The sequence below is a fragment of the Kribbella sp. NPDC051586 genome (genome assembly GCF_044453965.1).
GTDB lineage: Bacteria > Actinomycetota > Actinomycetes > Propionibacteriales > Kribbellaceae > Kribbella.
This window is the reverse complement of record NZ_JBITDF010000003.1, coordinates 1,341,343-1,361,189: the sequence shown is the minus strand read 5'-3', so window position 1 is coordinate 1,361,189 and position 19,847 is coordinate 1,341,343. Positions and strand designations below refer to the sequence as shown.

Sequence of the window (19,847 nt, the reverse complement as noted above, 5' to 3'; positions counted from 1 at the left end):
GCGGGGCGAACCATTGACTTGGCAGGATGATCGCCCGTGGCTGAGCTCCTCTATTTCACCGGGACCATGGACTGCGGCAAGTCGACGCTGGCCCTCCAGATGGATCACAACCACAAGGCGCGAGGACGGCTCGGCCGGATCTTCACCAGCCACGACCGCGCGGGAGACTCGGTGCTCTCGTCGCGGCTCGGCCTGTCCGCGGAGGCGGTCGAGGTGCGGCCGGAGTTCGACTTCTGGGACTACGTCGTCAACGAGCTCACCCAGGGCGGAAGGCTCGACTACGCGGTGTGCGACGAGGCGCAGTTCTACAGTGCGCTGCAGATCGAGCAGCTGGCCCGACTGGTCGACGAACTGCAGATCGACGTGTTCTGCTTCGGGATCCTGACCGACTTCCGGGCGACGTTGTTCCCGGGTTCGGCGCGGCTGGTGGAGCTCGCCGACCGGATGGAGCTGCTCCAGGTCGAAGCCTTGTGCTGGTGCGGTGAACGGGCCACGCACAACGCCCGTACGATCGGTGGGGAGATGGTGACCGAGGGCGAGCAGTTGGTGGTGGGCGACATGGTGACGCGCGACCTCGAGCCGGCGTACGAGGTGCTCTGCCGCCGGCACCACCGCCGCCGTCTCACCCAGGCCCGCGCCCGCGCCACCTTGTCCCCGGAAGTCCTGCCCTTCGGAGGAGCTGCTTCATGAGTGCGTTGATCACCGTTGACGAACTGCGCACGCTGTCGCCCGTGCTTGCGGACGTGACGTGGAACCTGGCGGGTCCGCCCGGCAAGGAGGCGTACGACGCCGGTCACCTGCCCGGCGCGTACTTCGTCGACCTCGACACCGAGCTCGCCGGCCCGCCCGGCGCCGGCCGTCACCCGTTGCCTGACGCAACGATCGTGACCGCGACGTTCCGCCGCCTCGGCATTACGTCCGCCGACTCCCCGGTCGTGGTGTACGACGCCGCCAACTCCATGTCCGCCGCCCGCGCCTGGTGGATCTTCCGGTACTTCGGGCTGACCGACGTACGCGTGCTGGACGGCGGCCTGGCCGCATGGAAAGCCGCCGGGGGAGAGGTCGGCGTGGAAGCGCCGGCCGATGGCGCCGGCACCTTCACCGCGACGCCGGGCCACTTGCCCGTACTCGATGCCGACGGCGCAGCCGAGGTCGCCGCGAAGGGCATCCTGCTGGACGCCCGTGCCCCTGAGCGCTTCGCCGGCGACGTCGAGCCCATGGACCCGGTCGCCGGCCACATCCCCGGCGCGACGAACGCACCGACGACCGCCAACGTCGACGAGACCGGCCGCTTCCTGCCCGCCGCCGACCTGCGGGCCCGCTTCGAAGACCTGGGCGTCACACCCGACGGCGACACCGCCGTCTACTGCGGCTCCGGCGTAACCGCCGCCCACGAAGCCCTCGCTCTGGAGACCGCCGGCCTCCCCGCCAACGTCTACATCGGCAGCTGGTCCGAGTGGATCACCGACCCCGCCCGTCCGGTCGCAACCGGGCCAGGGGACTAGTACGACGCGCTCACCGGGCGCGGCGTACTCGTCGCGCTGACTCCGGCCGGACGGCGCCTGGCCGAGGAGGCGAGGCGCAGATCGCCCGCCGGATCAGTGAGCTGACGAAGGCGCTCAACGCCACTCAGCGGAAGCAGTTCACCCAGGGGCGGCCGTGTTGGTCAACCCTTGACATAGCGACCCCGCTGCTGGAGAGTCAGAAATCGATTTCCCATTCACCACCGCCCCTGGGAGACAGTCGATGATGAAGCGATCCACGTTCCTCCGCGCCGCGGTCGGCGCCGGCGTACTCGCCGCCGTTCCGTCCCGGGCCTTCGCGAGCACGCAAGCGGTCCTGACCAACAAGGTGGCCGATCTGACCGGGCCGGCCCTGACCGACCGGTTCCGGATGGCCGCGACCGATCTGGGGATTCCCGCGCGTACGCCGGACGGGCGGCTGCTGTTCATGTTCGGGGACACCTTCGAGCAGCCGGCCGTCGGCGGGGGATGGTGGCGGTCGCCGGTCGCGCTGTGGTCGACGACGACGGATCTGAGCAGCGGCGTGAAATGGTCGGGCGCGGTCGGGGGAGACGCGGCGCAGCAGCTGTGGGACTACCCGCACGACAATCCGACGTTCTCGACCGTGCTGCCGTCGGACGTGATCACGATCGGCGGGTCGATGTACCTGCACGCGATGGTGAACAAGGGCCTCGGGAACGTCGTGTGGACCGAGATCTGGCGCTCGGACAACTCGGGAGCCAGCTGGTACCACACCGGCGCGAAGTTCGACCCGGGCATCGACGGCGGGTTGTTCCAGCTGCTGACCTGGGGGCTCGGGAACGACGGGTACGTGTACGTCTACTCGACCGGGTTCCAGCGCGACAAGCCGATCATCCTCAAGCGGGTCCGCGCCGACCAGATCGCGAACCCGGCGGCGTACGAGCCGTGGGGTTATCGCGACGGGGTGTGGGCGTGGGGCAATCCGGCCACGCCGATCCTGTCCGGGAGCTTCGGCGAGATGAGCCTGCGCCCGCTCGGCGGCAAGTGGGTCCTGACCTGGTTCAACGCCGGCGACTACCGGATCGACGGCATCATCATGGACACGCCGACCTCCAACCTCTACACGGCATACCGCCAGACCCTGATCTACGGCGGCGCGTGGGGCTCCGAGGACGACAATCACGTGGCCCAGCTGTACGGCGGGTACGTCATCCCCGGTTCCACCTTGTCGGACATGCACCTGTCCGTGAGCCAGTGGAACACCGCCGACGGCTGGCCCTACCACGTGATGCAGTTCCGCGTCCGAGGCTTCGGCTAGAACTCGAGCACCATCGCTTCAGGCCGGTCCGGCAAGGCCGATCAGGTTGCCCTCGGGGTCGGTGAACTGGGCGACCACCAGCTTGCCGGGCACACCGTCCGGGCCGAAGACCCGCTGCCCACCCAGCGCCTCGGCCTGCTCCAGCGCGGCCCCGACATCGTCGACGCCCACGTAGAACAACACCTTCGCCTGGAGCGAGGGGCCACCGCCGACACCGCCGTTCAGGCCGGCGATGCTCGCGTCGACGAAGCCGTACTGCCCGGGCTCCGAGACCTGCTCGGACACGGTGTCACCGAGCTGGAAGGTCCAGCCGAAGAGGTCCGCGTAGTAGGCGTGGAGCCGGGCCGGATCGGTCCCGGTGATCTCGAAGTGCACAGCGGGGTTCGGCATGGTTCTCCTTCTCGGGGTCGGTTGTCGTAGGGAACGTCGGAGCGTGATCCGGTCGTTCGACAAGCATGTACGCCGATGCACGGGGAACGCGGACCTATTACGACGAGGCAGGGACCGGGGAGCCGGTTGTGCTGCTGCATGGCGGGGGAGGGGGTGCGGACAGTTGGCAGGCGCAGCGCGCTGGGCTGGCTGAGCGGTATCGGGTCCTGGTTCCGGAGCGTCGGGGGCACGGCCGGAGTCCGGATGTCGACGGGCCGGTGACGATGGAGATCTTCGCGGCGGACACGGCGGCCTTCATCGAGGCTCTCGAGCTCGGTCCGGTGTACGTGATCGGCTGGAGCGACGGCGGCAAGGTGGGCATGAGCCTCGCGCTGAACCGGCCGGACCTGGTCCGCAAGCTGGTGCTGATCGGCGCTGAGCTGACCGAGGCCGGCGGGACCGTCGCCAACCAGGCACTTCTCACACCCGAAGGTCTGGATTCCCTCAAGACCTTCTTCCGTCAGCTGTACGAGCCGCTGTCGCCGGATGGCCCCGAGCACTTCGAGGTCGTCTTCGCCAAGTGGCAGCAGATGTGGGAGACCCTCCCGGACGTCGACCTCACCACGCTGCAGGCGCTGCCGATGCCGGTGCTGCTGATGCAGGGTGACGACGACTGCGTCCGGATCGAGCACACCGCGGAGGTCGCCCGGGCGATCCCGGACGCTCAGGTCGCCGTCGTACCCGGTTCGTCGCACGGCCTGCCGCTGGAGAAACCCGAGGTGGTGAACCGGCTGCTGCTCGATTTCCTCGCCGATCAGCAGGTGCGGAAGTTCATGCCGATGGGTGACCTCAACCCCTGAGCGAAACCGTTACCGCAAAAGTGCCCGTCTGGGTCTTGAGTTAGTAACACCCTTGGTTTAACTTACTCGGGACCTGGCCGGTGTGTGGCTCAGAGCACATCGGCGGCATCCGGAAACCTGAGGAGTTCCGATGGCGAGAGTGAGCAGGTGGGGCCGGTACGGCACCGCCCTGGGGGTTGCCGGGCTGATGCTTGCGGCCGGCTGTGCGAAGGGCACGACGCCGTCGGCGTCCGGCGGCGCCGGCGGCGCCGTCGACCAGAACGCGCCGGTCACCATCACGATCGGGGACCGCCCGACCCCCGACAAGCCGAACGATCTGAAGGCGTTCAACCAGAAGATCAAAGACTTCACCGCGAAGAACCCGAACATCACCGTGAAGTCCACCGAGACCAGCTGGCAGGCGCAGACGTTCCAGGCGCAGGTGGCCGGCGGCACGCTGCCGACGGTGATGAACATCAGCTTCACCGAGCCGGCCAACATGATCCCGAACAAGCAGCTGCCGGACATCACCGACGAGCTGAAGACGGTCGACCTGACCAAGGACCTGAACCCGAACGTCTTGAAGATCGTGCAGGACGCCAACGGCCGGATCTACGGCGTGCCGGTCGACGTGTTCTCGGTCGGCCTGGCCTACAACCGCAATCTGTTCAAGCAGGCCGGTCTGGACCCGGACAAGCCGCCGACGACGTGGGACGAGGTCCGGCAGTACGCCAAGCAGATCCACGACAAGACCGGCAAGGCGGGGTACTCGCAGCTGACCACCAACAACACCGGCGGCTGGATGCTGACCACGATGACCTACAGCATGGGCGGCACGGTCGAGAGCCAGGACGGCAAGAAGTCGACCTTCAACGACGCGCCGACCAAGAAGGCGCTGCAGTTGCTGAAGGACATGCGCTGGACCGACAACTCGATGGGCAGCCGCTTCCTGTACAACCAGGAGGAGGTCCGCCAGGACTTCGCGGCCGGCAAGATCGGCATGGTCCTGCAGGCGCCGGACGCCTACGACATGAGCGTGAAGCAGTTCGGCATGAAGCCCGCCGACTTCGGCGAGGCCGCCCTGCCGCAGGACGGCGGCCCGTACGGCACGCTGACCGGTGGCTCGCTGAAGATGATCAGCCCGAAGGCGACCAAGAACGAGATCGTCGCCGCGCTGAAGTGGATCAAGTTCGACCAGTTCGACAAGTACACCTCCGAAGCGGTCGCCGTGCAGGACGCGAAGACCACGATCGCGGACAAGGGCTTCGTCGGCCGCCCGGGCATCAGCCCGCTGAGCCAGGCGACGTACGACCAGTACAACAAGTGGCGTGAGCCGTACGTCAACGTCCCGGTCAAGCAGTTCCAGGGCTACATCGACTCGACCACGTCGCTCAAACTGCTGCCCGAGCCGTCGAACAAGGGCCAGGAGGTCTACTCGCTGCTGGACCCGGTGGTCCAGCAGGTGCTGACCAAGAAGGACGCGGACATCGACAAGCTACTGAGCGACACCGCCTCGAAGATCGACGCACGCCTGGCGCGGTAGTCCACATGTTCCAGCAAAGAACCCAGAAGTCCGGCCGGAGCGTTACCACCTGGTACCGCTCCGGCGGGCTCAGTAGCATCTTCTTCGGCCTGCCCCTGGTACTGATCTTCCTGTACTTCTCCTGGGGCCCGATCGTCCGGGGACTGGTGCTCAGCTTCCAGAAGAACAACCTGGTCACCCCCGCCGAGTGGGTCGGGTGGTCGAACTTCAGCTACGTGCTCACCGACCCGCAGCTCCCGCAGGCGGCCCTGAACACGCTGTACTTCGCCTTCCTCGCGCTCATCTTCGGCTTCCCGGTGCCCTTGTTCCTGGCCGTGTTCATCAGCGAGCTGCGCAAGACCGGCTGGCTGTACAACGTGCTCTCGTACCTGCCGGCCGTGGTGCCGCCGGTGGCCGCGATCCTGTTGTGGACGTTCTTCTACGACCCGAGTGGTGCGGGCGTCTTCAACTCGATCCTCGGCTGGTTCGGGATCGGCCCGTTCGCCTGGCTGAACTCGCAGAGCCTGGCGATGCCGGCGATCGTGCTCGAGGCGACCTGGGCCGGCGCGGGCGCCACCTCGATCATCTACCTGGCGGCGCTGACCGGCGTACGTACGGAGCTGTACGAGGCGGCCGAGCTGGACGGCGCGGGGATCTGGAGCCGCGTCTGGCACGTCACGCTGCCGCAGATCCGCGGAATCATCCTGATCATGATGCTGCTGCAGCTGATCGGGACGTTCCAGGTGTTCACCGAGCCGTTCCTGTTCACCGGCGGCGGTCCGAACAACGCCACGATGACGGTGCTGCTGCTGATCTACCGGTACGCGTTCGTCAACGGGGACTTCGGCGCCGCGACGGCGCTCAGCGTGCTGCTCGCCGGGGTGTTGTGCGCGCTGTCGGTGGTCTACCACTTCGTCACTCGCCGCTGGAGCACGACATGAGCATGTCCGAGCGCGGAATCATCTCCACAGCCGACCGGCAGCGCGGCCTGATCCGCTACGGCCTGCCGGCGATCCAGGTGCTGATCTTCATCGCCGTCGCGATCGCCGGCGTCGGGCCGCTGCTCTGGCTGCTCAAGTCCGGCGTCTCCACCAGTCAGGACATCCTCAGCGGCCCGATGCAGCTGTGGCCGTCGGGGATCCAGCTGAAGAACATCCCCGACGCCTGGAACCGCGTCCAGATCGGCGCGTACCTCGGCAACACGGCGTTCATCGCCATCGGCTCGATGATCTCGACGCTGTTCGTGTGTACGACGGGAGCGTTCGTGCTGAGCATCCTGCGGCCGAAGTGGGGCCCGGTCGTCACCGGCGCCGTGCTCGCCACACTGTTCCTGCCCGGTGTCATCTCACTGGTCCCGCTGTACATGACCGTTCTCGACATGCCGCTGCTCCACATCAGCCTGCAGAACACGTTCTGGGCGGTCTGGCTCCCGTCGGCGGCGAGCGCGTTCAACGTCCTGATCATGAAGCGGTACTTCGACTCGATCCCGCGCGAGCTGATCGAGGCCGCCCGGATCGACGGCGCGAGCAACGTGCGGCTGTTCACGGCGCTGATCCTGCCGCTGTCCAAGCCGATCGTCGGGGTTGTCGCACTGCTCACGGTCATCGGTTCGTGGAAGGAGTACCTCTGGCCGCTGCTCGTGCTGCCCGACCCGACGCTGCAGCCGATCTCGGTCGCCCTGCCGCGTGTGCAGAAGACCACAGAGATCTCGCTGCAGATGAGCGCGTTGTTCCTCGCGGTTCTGATACCTGTGGTGCTGTTCTTGTTGTTCCAGAAACAATTCCTGCGCGGTGTGGGAATGGCAGGAGGCATCAAAGAGTGAGTGAACTGAACGGCCGGCGCGTGCTGGTCACGGGGGCCGCCGGCCGGATCGGGCTGGTCACGGTCGAGCACCTGAACGGACTGGGTGCGAAGGTGACCGCCCTGTCGAACGTCGAGCACCCGGACCTGAAGGCGGACCGGGTGCTGATCGGCGACACCCGGTCCGAGACCGACGTGGCCCGGGCGCTGGAGGGTGCGGAGTACGTCGTCCACCTGGCGGCGCTGCCGCACCCGTCCGCCGGCTCGCCGTACGACGTCTACTCGATCAACGTGGTGTCGACGTTCAACGTGCTCGCGCAGGCCGGCGCGCTCGGCATCGACCGGGCGGTGATCGCGAGCAGCATCAACGCGACCGGCGTCCCGTTCAACCCGCACGAGATCCGCCAGCCGTACTTCCCGTGGGACGAGAAGGCGCCGACCGACGTCGCCGACTGGTACTCGCTGTCGAAGCAGAACGACGAGAACACCGCCCGGATGGCGTGGCGCCGGTGGGGGATCGACGTGGTCTCGTTCCGGTTCCCGCATGTGAACTCGCCGGACGTGCTCCAGCGGATGGCCGACAATATCCGGGTGAAGCCGGCCGGCGGACTGCGGGAGGCGTGGAGCTATCTGGACACCCGGGACTCGGCGTACGCCGTCGAGCTCGGGCTGACCGCGTCGCTGTCCGGCGCTCATACCTTCTTCGTCGCCGCGGACACCACCATCGCGCCGTACGCGACCGAGGACCTGCTCGACGCGTTCGCGCCGGACGTGCCCCGGTCGCGGCGGTTCGTCGGCCGCGAGGTGCCGATCGACCTGACCGCCATCCGAACCGTGCTCGGCTTCCGGGCCAAGCACGAACTCGACCTACCCACTCTTCCTCTGGAGCTTTGATGCCTTCGAACTTCGACCAGCCGTGGCCCGTCCGCGACGACATCCGGATCCGCGAGGTGAAGGCGATCGTCACGGCGCCGCAAGGCATCCCGCTGGTGGTCGTGAAGATCGAGACCACCGAGCCCGGCCTCTACGGGCTGGGCTGCGCCACCTTCACCCAGCGCTGGAAGGCGGTGCAGACGTTCGTCGACGAGCACCTGTCCCGGCTGCTCGTCGGCCGCTACCCGGGTGACATCGGCGACCTGACCCGGCTGGCCGGGTACTCCGGCTACTGGCGCGGCGGCCCGGTCACCAACAACGCGATCTCCGGTATCGACCAGGCGCTGTGGGACATCGCCGGCAAGCGGGCCGGCATGCCCGTGTACGAGCTGCTGGGCGGCAAGGTCCGTGCCGCCGCGGACACCTACATCCACGCCAGCGGCAAGACGATCGAGGAGACGCTCGAGCACGCCCAGAAGCTGATCGCGCAGGGCTGGCGGCACATCCGGCTGCAGATGTCCACGCCGGGCGGCGGCGGGTACGGCGCGCCGCGGGTGCCCACGCTCTACCCGGACGCGCCGTACCACAACGGCTGGTCGGCGCGGGACTACCTGCGGACGACGCCCGAGCTGTTCGCCGAGGCGCGCCACGCGCTGCCCGACAACATCGAGCTGCTGCACGACGTCCACTCGCGGCTGACGCCGAAGGAAGCGGTGCTGCTGGCTCGCTCGCTGGAGCCGCACCGGTTGTTCTTCCTCGAGGACGTGCTCGCGCCGGAGCTGTGGGACCGGCTGCCAGAGGTGCGGGCCGCCTCACCTGTTCCGTTGGCCGTCGGTGAGCTCACGACGTCCTTCGGCGACGCGGTCCGGCTGATCCGGGACGGCGGCGTCGACTTCATCCGGTCGCATGTCTCGGACATCGGCGGTCTGACCCCGGCCCGCAAGCTGGCCGACCTCGCCGAGATCTCCGGGGTGCGGACGGCGTGGCACGGGCCGGGCGACACCTCGCCGATCGGCGCCGCGGCGAACGTCGCGCTCGACGTGTCTTCTGTTGCCTTCGGCATCCAAGAGGGACACATCTACGACGACGCCGTGCACGAGGTGTTCCCCGGGACGCTGCGGATCGAGGACGGCTGGCTGCGGCCGAACGAGGCGCCCGGCTGGGGTATCGACGTCGACCTGGAGGCGGCCGCCCGTTATCCCGCGCAACTGTCCGGTCACGACGAGTGGGCAGCCGGAGTACGCCGGATCGACGGAGCGCTGGAAGCACCGTAAACGCGCACAGTGGGCAGTACGATCGCGGCTACTCGAGGTGAGACGGGGAGGTGGAGATGAACGATTCGGTTGACGACCTGGCCGAGCTCGAAGGCCTGCGGCGCGCGGGTGCGAACCAGTACGACCTGGGCTCGTTCAACGAGGCCGTGATCATCGAGACGATCCGGCTGGCCGGCATCATCAGCCGGACCGAGATCTCCCGCCGGACCGGTCTCACCCAGCAGTCGGTGTCGCGGATCCTGCGCATCCTGCTCCAGCAAGGTCTGCTGGTGGAGGAGGCGCAGGAGCGCGCCGAGCGGCTCGGCAAGCCGCGGACGCCGGTGCGGATGCGGTCGAACGCGGCGCACGCCGTCGGCATCCACATCGACCCGGAGCTGCTCACGGTCGCGGTGGTCGACCTGGACGGCCGGATCGTCCGCCGGGAGACCGTCGATCTCGCCGACGGTCTCGAGGCGGGGAAGCTGATCGATCTGACCGCGGCGACGGTGACCGCGGCGTTGAGCATCAGCCAGGTCGATGCCAAGTCCATGCTCGGGGTCGGCGTCGCCGTACCGGGTCCGATCGACACCGACGGGTCGCTGCTCGCGCTGCCGCTGCAGCCGGCCTGGCGCGGGCTGAAGATCCGCAAGCTGTTGCAGGAGCGGTTGAACCACCCGGTCCTGGTGGAGAAGGACGGTACGGCGGCGGCAATCGGTGAGCGGTGGATCGGGCGGTCGGCGCGGGCGAGGGACTTCGCCTATCTGTATCTCGGTACTGGCGTCGGCAGCGGGCTGATCCTGAACGGCTCGATCTATCGCGGCGGTTCGGCGAACGCGGGCGAGTTCGGGCAGATCGCGGCGCTGCGGATGGGGGAGTGGGACCCGGTCGACGGGCCGCGGATGATTCCCGAGTGCAACCCGACGGCATCGTTGCCGGTGATCGCTGGGGAGTTCGGGTACGTCGAGACCGACCCGGGCGCGACCGACGAGGCCAAGCGGTACAAGGCCGTGTGCAAGGCGGCGGCTGATGGGGACGAGGCTGCCGTGAAGGCGGTCACCCAGGTGGCGCGGGTCGTCGGGCAGGGCGCTGTCGGGCTGGTGGATCTGCTGGACATCGATCTCGTGGTGCTCGGCGGGCCGGCGTACATGAAGGAGATCTCGGAGATCTTCCTGACCGAGATCGGGCGGGCGGTGAACGCGCATCCGGTGGCGCGAGAGACGCGGCCGGTGGCGGTCGAGGAGTCGATGTTGCAGACCGACGCGGCGGCGGTCGGGGCGGCGTCGACGATCTTCCACGACGCGTTCACCCCTCGCGTGTCGGGGTCCAGTCAGGCACGTAGGCTGCCGAAGTGATCGAAGCCCGTTCGCTGACTCCCGACGTACAACTCCGGATCTGCACTCTCGACGACGCTTCCGCTCTTGCCGACGCGCAGGTCCGCAGCCGCGAACATCTGCGGCCGTGGGAGCCGGTGCGGACCGAGAAGTGGTTCACGACGGCGGGTCAGGTCGAGCGGATGTCCTACCAGCTCGAGCGCTACAAGAACGGCCTGGTCGTCCCGTGGGTCCTCGCCGAAGGTGACCGCATCGTCGGCGCGATCACCTTGAGCGATCTGGTCCCCGGCCCGTTCCGCAGCGCCGCCCTCGGCTACTGGCTGGCCGCCGACGCGCTCGGCCGCGGCCTGGCCACCCGAGCCGTCGAAGCAGTAGCCGAGATCGCCGACACCGAACTGAAACTCCACCGCATAGAGGCAAGCACCCTAACCGCCAACACCGCCTCCCAACGCGTCCTGTCTCGCACCGACTTCCACCAAATCGGCATGGCCCCCACCTACCTCCACATAGACGGCCACTGGCAAGACTGCAACCTCTACCAACGCATCCTCAACACCCGCGAGCCCGGCGCCTGACCGCCCCCCTCCCCCCACCGGCCGCGTGATCCGGCCGGATGGCGGCTTGTTTCACCGCTGGCGCGCAATAACAAGCCACCGGCGAAACAACCCGCCAGCGAGTCACCTGGTGGCAGTACAGCCGGGGTCACCCCACGACCACCCGCCCCTCAGCCATCTCAGGGGTTGACCCCTGAGATGGGCACGGGCGCGTCGGCGCGGGTTCAGTTGGGGGGTAGGCCGATGCCTCGGGAGACGTCGACGTCGTCGTACTTGCCTTCGAGGACGTCTTCGAACTTGACGGGGCGTTGGAGAGTCGAGGCGATGTAGACGGCTCGGACTGTGGTGAGGGCGTCGATGGCGTCCTGGACGGTGACGCCCGGCTGGTTGCCCTGGGCGATCGCGGCGAGGATGTCGTCGTACTGCGCCTTGTGGCCGCCGGGATCGCCGACGTCGGTGGACGCCTCGTCCTTGGCGCCGTCGACGTTGAAGCGCGCGAGGCGGTCGTCCTCCACCTCGGCGCCGCCCTCGGTGCCGTGGACCGACACCCGCGTGCGCCCACCGGGGTACGCCGCGGTCGTCGCGTGCAACGTCCCGACCGAGCCGTTCTCGAAGGTGATCGTCGCGACCACCGTGTCCTCGACCTCGATCGCGTGGTGGGCCGCCCGCAACGCCTGCGCCTGGATGCTCACCGGCCGGCCCATGAACCACAGCATCAGGTCGACCGTGTGCACGCCCTGGTTCATCAGCGCTCCACCGCCGTCCAGCGCCCACGTCCCACGCCACCCGGCCTGCGCGTAGTACTCGTCACTGCGCCACCAGGCAACAGTGGCCGTGCACGACGTCAGCTGACCGAACCGCCCGGCGTCGATCGCCTGCTTGACCACCGCGCTGCCGGCGTCGAACCGGTGCTGGCTGATCACCGACGACGTCACGCCCTGGTTCGCGGCCCGGGTGGCCGCCGCGCCGAGGCGGCGGGCCCGGGCCACGTCGACGTCGACCGGCTTCTCGATGATGACGTGCTTCTTCTCGTTCAGCGCCACCTCGGCCAGTTCGGCGTGGGTGCCGCTCGGCGTACAGATCGCGACGAGCGAGACATCCGACCCACTCAGCGCCGCGGTCAGGTCGTCGTACTGCTTCGGCTCCGGCTGTCCGGCCTCGGTCAGCTGCGCCCGTAGTGCCTCGCGGGCGCCGCCGTCGGGGTCGACGAGCGCGGTGACGATCGCGTCCGGCCGCTCCGCGATGGTCTTGGCGTGGGTCCGGCCGATGATGCCGCAACCCACGATCGCGACCTGCTGTTGTGTGTCAGCCATCTCGCTCCTACTGGAAGTTCGCGGTCAGTACCTGGTCCGTGCTGACGGTGAAGGTGTACGACGGCGTTGTCGACACCACGGTCCCGTTCACGGTCCAACTCCGGAAAACGCTATCCGATGATGGCGCCGCCGTCACGGTCACCTGCGCGCCGACCTCGTACTTTCCCGGCTCGGACTCGTTCCCCGCGATCGTCACGGTGCCGTTCCCGTTCGCCTGCACCGCGACGCTGCGCTGGACGACGTTGATCACCATCACGTTGTGCAACCTCGCCGCACCGCTGAGCGTAGCCCCGTTGTACCGGGCCAGGTTCGTCGCCTCGACGTCCCCGCTGCCCACCTGCACGGTGTGCCCGTCCGTGCCGAGATTGTCGGTGCCGAGGTTGAACGCCTCGACCTGCCCGGAGTTCACCACCAGGCCGTCGTGGAAGCCGTACGCGAACACGTCGAGCAGCGTCAGGCCACGGGCCCCGTCGACGGTGACGATCTTCGCCGTCTTGCGCATGTACTTGTCGATGACGAGCGTGAAGATGTCGCCCTCGTTCATCCAGTACGGCTCCTGGTACCCGACCCGGGTGACCGCGTTCCCGTTCGACAGCACGCCCTCGACCCGGCCGCCCTGACCTGCCCCGATCGAGATGGCGTGGTCGAAGAACGCGCCGGCGACCTTGCGTACGACGACGTTGTCGCCGCTGAGGTCGATCCCGTCCCAGGCGTTCGGGAAGCCGGCGTTGATCACGTAGTTGCCGCCGGCCGTACCGCGGATCGCGTACGGATAAGGCACGACGCCGTTGGCCGGGTTGTTGTCGGGGTAGAAGACCCGCAACCCGCGTACGCCGGCCCGGTTCTTCAGCGTGATCAGCGCGGTGTCGGTGTTCCGCTCGAAGGCCTGCAGGACGGTCCCACCGCTCGCGCCGCCCTGGTCCCGGTTCGGTACGGCGGACGCGCCGCGCAACTCGACCTTCGCCGGCACGCTCAGATGCGTGCTGATCCGGTACCACCCGGCCGGCAGGTACACGATGCCGCCGCCCTCACGACCGGCGCGATCAAGCACCGCCTGCACGTTGCGAGTCGCATCGGCCGCCGGCAGGTACCCGACCCCGTGCGGCGCATCCACGACGTACAGCTTCTGCACCGGCTTGGGCAGCGGCTTCTGGTCGTACGTCGGCGCCGTGCCGGACATCCTGTGAACGATCCCGGAGACCGCGCCGACGACCTCGGTCCCGGTGATCTTCACGTAGCCCTGCGAGTTGTTGGCGATCCCGCCGTCGACGTGCCCGCCGGCCAGCGTCAGGCCCCACCGGTCGTCCATCACGTCGACGAGCAGACCGGTCCCGGTACTGCGTACGTCGGGCTCGAGGAAGCTGCCGGTGAACTGCGCCCGCTGGCCGGCGACCACGTGGATGCCGACTGAGTAGTCGGCGAGGCTGATCCGGTAGAACTGGTCCCACTCGAGGTCGCCGAGGACGAGGCCCGTGCCGTGCGCGCGGGTCCAGGTGTCCAGGGCCTGCCGCGGCGGCGGTTTGAAGGCTTTGGGCGCCGACGACCAGTACGAGTTGTTGAAGGCAACGTTCTCCCAGGTGCCGACGTCGGCGCCGTTGTACGCGCGGGCGCCCTCGAACAGCGCGGTGCCGTTCACATTGCGGATCGTGGTCGACTCGTGCACCTGCCCGGAGCTCGGCGCGTTGCCGTGGTCGTTCGGCATCGTGCTGACCCCGATACCGCGGTACGAGTTCAGCATCGTCACGTCGGAGACGGTCGACATCATGTAGTTCTCGTTGCCGATCCAGGCGCCGCCGGGGATCTCGAACGTGTAGTTGTACGGGACCGGGTTCGTCGCGCTCTGGTTCGGGTAGTACGTCGTGACGCCGAGGACGCCGGCGCTGCCCCCGATCCGGAACAGGCTCGGCCCGTCGTCGCCGGAGGGGAGATCGGCGACGATCACGGTGCCCGTTCCCAGCTTCTCGCCGTGATCACCTCGGACGCTGCAGAACGCGTGCACCTCGATCGTGTCGGTCACCTTGTACTGGCCGGCCGGTAGCCAGACCGTGCCGCCGCCGGCGTCCTGGCAGGCGTAGATCGCCTGCTGGATCGCCTTGGTGGAGTCCCGGCGGCCGGTGCGGTCGGCGCCGTACTGCGTGGCGTCGAAGTCGGCGACGACGCCGTCCTCGGTCGGGTTGCCGGTCTGCACCAGCTTCGGCTCGGGGGTGACGACAGGCGTGAGCCGCAGCTGGAGTTCCTTCACGACGAACGAGTCGGCGCCGGTCATCGCGACGCGCACGTACCGGGCGCTCGTGGTCGCGAACCGGGTCCGGCTGAACTGGTTGCCGCCGGGCGATCCGGTCCGGCCGACACTGGTGAACTTCTTGCCGTCGTTCGAGACCTGGACGGTGTAGTCGGGGGAGTAGGCCTCGGCCCACTCGACGCGTACGTCGTTGACCGGCCGCCGCTTGCCCAGATCGATTTGCAGCCACGAGTCCGCACCACCGGTCCAGCTCGTGGTGTGATCGCCGTCGTTGACGGCTGCTGCAGCGCCGGTGCTGGCAGTCGCCGTACCGTCGGCGGCGAAGTTGGTGTCCACGATCGATGCGGTGAAGGCGTCGAGCTTGGCCTGCAGCGTCGTCAGCGCGGCCTTGACCTGTACGTCGGTGACGCCCGGAGTGGTTGCGATCGCCTGAGCGGTGTCGATCGCGTCCTGCAGGGTGGCTCGGCTGCCGACCGGGTACTGCCCGTCCCTGCTGCCTTCGCGCGCCGCCTTCTCGGTGCGGGTGGCGTCGCCGATCAGGTCCACGAGTCCTTCGGTGACGTCGAGCGTGGTCGCGACCTTGGCGACCCGCACCGCGGCCACCTTGAGGTCGACGGTTCCGTCGCCGTTGTGGATGCGGAAGTCCCCGCCGTTCGAGCGGTTCGTCATCACCGCGTCCGGCAGCGCGAACGTGTAGGTCTTCCAGGTCTTGGTGTCGCCGTAGCTGATGACCTCGGAGTTCTTGAACTTCTGCGGGATCGTGTCGCCGGGGGAGTCGTAGTGCAGGCCGAACTGGCCGTTGCCCTCGTCGAAGTAGTCGATGCTCACCAGCACCAGGCTGTGGTTGTCGTACAGGTAGGTGTCGGCGACGTTCATGTAGAAGAAGCTCGTGCCCGGTGACGGCGCGCTGCGGTCGGTCTGCCAGTACAAACGACCGTCCTGTACGCCGGTGATCAGGTGTGAGGCGTCGTCGCCGGCGCGCGGGCTGATGCCGTTCTGTACGGGCGTGGCGCCGAGCTGGACCGAGGCGCCCGCGGTACTGATCCGCAGGCTTGCGATCGTGATGTCGGCGCTGCCTCCGAACACGCGGACGTCGGCGTCGCCGAGGCGGTTGGTGAATCCGATGCCGGTGAGCGAGAAGACGCCGGTCTTCCAGGTGCCGGTGTCGGTCAGCTGGATGTCGGTGGCGTCCTGCTGCGGGTTGGTCTTGGCGTCGTACTGCAGGTCGAGTGTCCCGGTGCCGCTGTCGAGATAGGTGACCGTCACCAGAACATCGTCGGTGCCGATCTCGTCCACGTAGTCGTGATCGACGTCGAACTCGAGGTAGCCGGTGCGGGCCGCCTGGTTCGTCTGCCAGTACGTGCGGCCTTGCTCGGTGCCGGTGCGGAGACCGGCCGGATCGTCGCCGGCGGCAGGCTGCACGCCGAGGGTGGTCGGGGTCGGGCCGAGATCGGCGCCGACCCCGCTGGGATACATGGTGGCGGCGTGTGCTGCCGGGGCAGCGATCACGCTCGCCAGCAGAACGGCAGGAAGAACCCGCGCAAGCAGGCGCCTGAGCGTGCTTCTGAGCGTGCTTCTGGGCATGTGGAAACCTCCAGGTGGCGGACCGGAGTACACAGGGGAGAGCAGCTGCGCGGATAAGTTAAACCAAGCGTGTTACTTATTCAAGAGCCCGGCGCCCAGGCAGGAAGAGGGCCGGTACGGCGGCGATCACGGTGAACCCGACGGCCCACGCGAAACTGTGCGCGAACGCCGTCGACGCCGGGTGGCCGGTGAGCTGACTCTGGAGGACGACGGCCAGCGTCGCGGCTCCGAAGGCGCCGCCGAGCTGCTGCATGATCCGCGTCGTGCTGCTCGCGTGCGGGATCTGCACCGGTTCGAGATCGCGGAAGGCGCCGACCATGACGGCGAGGTTGACCGCACTGAGCCCGGCGCCGCGGATGACCAGGGCGATCCCGAGCAGCCAGTACGACGTACCGGCGAAGGCGAACGGGATGGTGCCGATGGTTGTCAGCGCGATGCCCGCGAGTACCACTGGGCGAGGGCCGGTCCGGTCGGTGAGGCCGCCGGCTGCTCGGGCGATGACGCTGCCGATGCCTTGCGGGACGAGCAGGAGGCCGGCTGCGGTAACAGTCTCGCCCCGGGCCTGCTGGTAGAAGAGCGGAAGAAGCAGCATCGCGCCGTACAGCCCGAAGCCGGTGAGGAACAGGAGGCCGGTCGATGCGGTGAAGGACTTCGTGCGGAAGAGCGCGAGGTCGATGAGCGGTTCGCTGGTACGTCGCAGGACGAAGACGGTCAGCAGGATGACGCCGAGGATGAGCGGCAGCAGGACGCTCGGGTGGCCGAAGCCGCCGCGGTCGCCGACCTGGCTGAGGCCGTAGATGATGCCGGCGAGGGCGGGGGAGATGAGCAACAGGCCCGGTACGTCGAGAGCCGCGGCGGTCGGCTCGGGGTCGGGCTTGAGGGTGCGTACGGCGAGGACGATCGCGGCGACGCAGATCGGGACGTTGACGTAGAAGATCCAGCGCCAGTCGAGGTGACCGACGAGGAGGCCGCCGACGACCGGACCGAGGATCGGGCCGACCAGCGCGGGCAGCGTGACCACGGCCATCAGGCGGCCGATGCGCTCGCGGCCGGCGGCGCGCAGCAGCAGCGTCTGCAGGATGGGCAGCATCAGGCCGCCGCCGATGCCCTGGATGACCCGGAACGCGATGAGCGAGCCGATGTTCCAGGCGATGCCGCACAGCATCGATCCGATCAGGAACAGCGCGAGCGCGATGATCCACATGCGTTTGGCGCCGAAGCGGTTCGCCGACCAGCCGGTGATCGGGACCGCCATCGCGAGTGCCAGCAGGTACGCCGTACTGACCCATTGGACCGTGGACACCGAGGTGTGCAGCTCGATGCCGAGGGTGTGGATCGCGACGGTGACGATCGTGCTGTCGAGCAGCGGAGCGAGGGCGCCGAGGACGAGGACCGCGGCGAGCTTGAGCACCCCGCGGTCGAGAGTGGTCTTGGTTGTTGTGGCCATCCGAGAAGTCTCCTTAGAGACGATGCGTCTCTTACCGCTGTAGAGTAGGCTCGGATCGTTAAGAGACGCAAGGTCTCTTCTTGAGGAGTTGGTTCCGTGGAGCGTCGGAGGGGTGCGGAGCTCGAGGCCGTCCTGCTGGACGCTGCGTGGGACGAGCTGATGGAGTCCGGGTACGCGCGGCTGACGATGGAGGCCGTCGCCGCCCGGGCGCACACCGGCAAGCAGGTGCTGTACCGGCGGTGGCACAACCGGGCCGAGCTGGTGATCGCGGCGATGCGGCACCGGACCGGGTCGATCATCGGCAACGTCCCGGACACCGGCAGCCTGCGCGACGACGTACTCGCCGTCCTGCAGCGGATGGCCGACCGGTTCGAGACGCTCGGGCCTGACGTCGTCCACGGGCTGCTGGCCGAGGCGCCGGATCTCGACCCGGAGGTCTACACGCGGATGAGCGGCGTGATGGGGACCATCGTGAAGCATGCGGCGGAGCGCGGTGAGATCCCGACGGCGGACGTACCGGACCGGGTCCTCACCGCGCCCACCAACTTGCTGCGTCACGAGATGCTGCTCGCCCGCGAGCCGCTGCCGGCGTCGGCTCTCACGTCGCTCGTCGACGACGTGTTCCTCCCACTGGTCAGCGGAACGCCTGGACGTTCCTCGTGACCCAGTCGGCGAAGGTCCGGGCCGGGCGGCCGAGCACAGCTGCCACATCGGGGCTGGCCAGCTGCTCGGCGGCGGTCGGTGCACCGAGGACGTCGAGTGTGGCCTCGACGACCGGCTCGGGCATGAAGGTCAGCATTCCGGTCCGCGCCTGATCCCGGGTGAGTTCGGTGAACCGGACCGGCTCGCCGATCGCCGTCCCGATCACCTCGGCCTGCTGACGCGGTGAGATTGCCGCCGGCCCGGTCAGCGTGTAGATGGCGCCTGTGTGGCCCGGGTCGCGAAGCGCGGCCGCCGCGACCTCGGCGATGTCGGCCGGGTCGACGGTCGGCAGCGCGACGTCCGCGAACGGTGCAGCCATCGCCCGTTGGGTCCGGACGGAGTCGGCCCACTGGAAGGCGTTGCTGGCGAAGTTGCCCGGCCGCAGGATCGTCCATTCCAGGCCCGACCTGGTCACTGCGTCCTCGTGGACGGAAGGGTGGCGCTTCGTCGTGACGCCCTGCGAGGACAGGAGTACGACGCGGGGGACGCCGGCTGTCCGCAGTACCTCGATGACGCCTTCGAGGTTGCCGCCGGCCAGGAAGTCGGCGGAGGTGAGCAGGAAGACGGCTTTGGCGCCGTCGAGTACGGGCTTGAGGGTCTCGGGTTCGGTCAGGTCGGCCTGATGCCCTTCGCCATGGCGCGAGACGGGTACGACGTCTTCGCCGGCGGCGATCAGGGTCTGGACGAGTGGGCGGCCTACGTTGCCGGTTGCTCCGGTGATCACGATCATGGTGAGGACGCTACTTGTCGTGGGATAGTAGGTACCTAGAGGAAAGTACTGGACGAGAGGCGAGTTTGTGAGCGAGACCACAGCGGACGTTGATCCCGTCCAGGCCTGTCCCATCGCGCCGGTGGTCGACCTGGTCTTCAGCCGGTGGACGACCCCGATCCTGTGGACCCTGAACGAGTACGGCCGGCAGCGCTTCGTCGAGCTCGAGCGCCGCATCGGGGTCATCACGCCGAAGGTCCTGACCCAGCGCCTACGCCAGCTGGAGCGCGACGGCCTGGTGCTCCGCGAGTACCACGCCGAGGTCCCACCCCGCGTCGAATACGAGATCAGCCCCCTCGGCCGCACCCTCGCCCCGCTCTTCCACGCCCTCGCCGACTGGTCCCCCAACCTGACACAAGTCGAAAAGTCCCGCACCCACTACGACACCACCCAACCCCCCAACCGCCGCCCCTAACCCCACCTCCACCCCGCCGCACGCCGCACCTC

18 protein-coding genes are annotated in these 19,847 nt (G+C 68.3%); 13 read left to right on the top strand and 5 right to left on the bottom strand.

The window, feature by feature from the left end; genetic code table 11:
* Window positions 1-36 precede the first annotated feature (36 nt).
* From ACIA58_RS25205 to ACIA58_RS25195, 3 genes are all read left to right on the top strand, one after another.
* Window positions 37-690 carry a thymidine kinase gene (locus ACIA58_RS25205; protein WP_396406212.1) on the top strand — a complete coding sequence of 218 codons (654 nt, stop codon included), beginning with the start codon at window positions 37-39 and terminating at the stop codon, window positions 688-690.
* Window positions 687-1,505: a sulfurtransferase gene (locus tag ACIA58_RS25200; protein WP_396406211.1), complete on the top strand. Its 819-nt coding sequence runs from the start codon at window positions 687-689 to the stop codon at window positions 1,503-1,505. Before ACIA58_RS25205 ends, ACIA58_RS25200 begins: the two co-directional genes overlap by 4 nt.
* Window positions 1,506-1,746: 241 nt before the next feature.
* Complete coding sequence (locus ACIA58_RS25195) at window positions 1,747-2,802, top strand: DUF4185 domain-containing protein (protein WP_396406210.1); 1,056 nt, start codon at window positions 1,747-1,749, stop codon at window positions 2,800-2,802.
* Window positions 2,803-2,820: 18 nt separating this feature from the next.
* On the opposite strand, the gene ACIA58_RS25190 is transcribed toward ACIA58_RS25195, so the two are convergent.
* Complete coding sequence (locus ACIA58_RS25190) at window positions 2,821-3,192, bottom strand: VOC family protein (RefSeq protein WP_396406209.1); 372 nt, start codon at window positions 3,190-3,192, stop codon at window positions 2,821-2,823.
* 128 nt (window positions 3,193-3,320) lie between these two features.
* On the opposite strand from ACIA58_RS25190, the gene ACIA58_RS25185 reads away from it, so the two are divergent.
* The 8 genes from ACIA58_RS25185 to ACIA58_RS25150 all read left to right on the top strand — a co-directional run bounded on the left by ACIA58_RS25185 (window position 3,321) and on the right by ACIA58_RS25150 (window position 11,364).
* Window positions 3,321-4,031 (top strand): alpha/beta fold hydrolase, encoded by a 711-nt coding sequence (locus tag ACIA58_RS25185; protein WP_396406208.1) that lies wholly within the window; start codon window positions 3,321-3,323, stop codon window positions 4,029-4,031.
* A gap of 130 nt (window positions 4,032-4,161) precedes the next feature.
* Window positions 4,162-5,553 carry an ABC transporter substrate-binding protein gene (locus tag ACIA58_RS25180; protein WP_396406207.1) on the top strand — a complete coding sequence of 464 codons (1,392 nt, stop codon included), beginning with the start codon at window positions 4,162-4,164 and terminating at the stop codon, window positions 5,551-5,553.
* Window positions 5,554-5,558: 5 nt separating this feature from the next.
* Window positions 5,559-6,473: a carbohydrate ABC transporter permease gene (locus tag ACIA58_RS25175; RefSeq protein WP_396406206.1), complete on the top strand. Its 915-nt coding sequence runs from the start codon at window positions 5,559-5,561 to the stop codon at window positions 6,471-6,473.
* Window positions 6,470-7,354, top strand: a complete 885-nt coding sequence (locus ACIA58_RS25170) for a carbohydrate ABC transporter permease (protein ID WP_396406205.1) — start codon at window positions 6,470-6,472, stop codon at window positions 7,352-7,354. Before ACIA58_RS25175 ends, ACIA58_RS25170 begins: the two co-directional genes overlap by 4 nt.
* Window positions 7,351-8,226, top strand: a complete 876-nt coding sequence (locus tag ACIA58_RS25165) for an NAD-dependent epimerase/dehydratase family protein (protein ID WP_396406204.1) — start codon at window positions 7,351-7,353, stop codon at window positions 8,224-8,226. Before ACIA58_RS25170 ends, ACIA58_RS25165 begins: the two co-directional genes overlap by 4 nt.
* Window positions 8,226-9,479 (top strand): enolase C-terminal domain-like protein, encoded by a 1,254-nt coding sequence (locus ACIA58_RS25160; protein ID WP_396406203.1) that lies wholly within the window; start codon window positions 8,226-8,228, stop codon window positions 9,477-9,479. The genes ACIA58_RS25165 and ACIA58_RS25160 overlap by 1 nt, the downstream gene beginning before the upstream one ends.
* A gap of 56 nt (window positions 9,480-9,535) precedes the next feature.
* The gene (locus ACIA58_RS25155; protein WP_396406202.1) at window positions 9,536-10,810 is read left to right on the top strand and encodes an ROK family transcriptional regulator; all 1,275 of its coding nucleotides are present in this window, start codon (window positions 9,536-9,538) and stop codon (window positions 10,808-10,810) included.
* Window positions 10,807-11,364: a GNAT family N-acetyltransferase gene (locus ACIA58_RS25150; RefSeq protein ID WP_396406201.1), complete on the top strand. Its 558-nt coding sequence runs from the start codon at window positions 10,807-10,809 to the stop codon at window positions 11,362-11,364. Before ACIA58_RS25155 ends, ACIA58_RS25150 begins: the two co-directional genes overlap by 4 nt.
* A gap of 203 nt (window positions 11,365-11,567) precedes the next feature.
* On the opposite strand, the gene ACIA58_RS25145 is transcribed toward ACIA58_RS25150, so the two are convergent.
* The 3 genes from ACIA58_RS25145 to ACIA58_RS25135 all read right to left on the bottom strand — a co-directional run bounded on the left by ACIA58_RS25145 (window position 11,568) and on the right by ACIA58_RS25135 (window position 17,929).
* On the bottom strand, window positions 11,568-12,656 hold the full coding sequence (locus tag ACIA58_RS25145) for a Gfo/Idh/MocA family protein (protein ID WP_396406200.1): 1,089 nt from the start codon (window positions 12,654-12,656) through the stop codon (window positions 11,568-11,570).
* A 7-nt stretch (window positions 12,657-12,663) separates the two neighbouring features.
* Window positions 12,664-16,482: a discoidin domain-containing protein gene (locus ACIA58_RS25140; protein WP_396406199.1), complete on the bottom strand. Its 3,819-nt coding sequence runs from the start codon at window positions 16,480-16,482 to the stop codon at window positions 12,664-12,666.
* A gap of 76 nt (window positions 16,483-16,558) precedes the next feature.
* Window positions 16,559-17,929 carry an MDR family MFS transporter gene (locus ACIA58_RS25135; protein ID WP_396406198.1) on the bottom strand — a complete coding sequence of 457 codons (1,371 nt, stop codon included), beginning with the start codon at window positions 17,927-17,929 and terminating at the stop codon, window positions 16,559-16,561.
* A 96-nt stretch (window positions 17,930-18,025) separates the two neighbouring features.
* On the opposite strand from ACIA58_RS25135, the gene ACIA58_RS25130 reads away from it, so the two are divergent.
* A complete protein-coding gene (locus tag ACIA58_RS25130) occupies window positions 18,026-18,592 on the top strand; it encodes a TetR/AcrR family transcriptional regulator (RefSeq protein ID WP_396406197.1) in 567 nt (188 codons plus the stop codon).
* Here ACIA58_RS25130 and ACIA58_RS25125 read toward each other — a convergent pair.
* On the bottom strand, window positions 18,564-19,361 hold the full coding sequence (locus ACIA58_RS25125; protein WP_396406196.1) for an NAD(P)H-binding protein: 798 nt from the start codon (window positions 19,359-19,361) through the stop codon (window positions 18,564-18,566). The genes ACIA58_RS25130 and ACIA58_RS25125 overlap by 29 nt on opposite strands.
* Before the next feature lie 67 nt (window positions 19,362-19,428).
* On the opposite strand from ACIA58_RS25125, the gene ACIA58_RS25120 reads away from it, so the two are divergent.
* Window positions 19,429-19,815, top strand: a complete 387-nt coding sequence (locus ACIA58_RS25120; protein WP_396406195.1) for a winged helix-turn-helix transcriptional regulator — start codon at window positions 19,429-19,431, stop codon at window positions 19,813-19,815.
* Window positions 19,816-19,847: the final 32 nt, after the last annotated feature.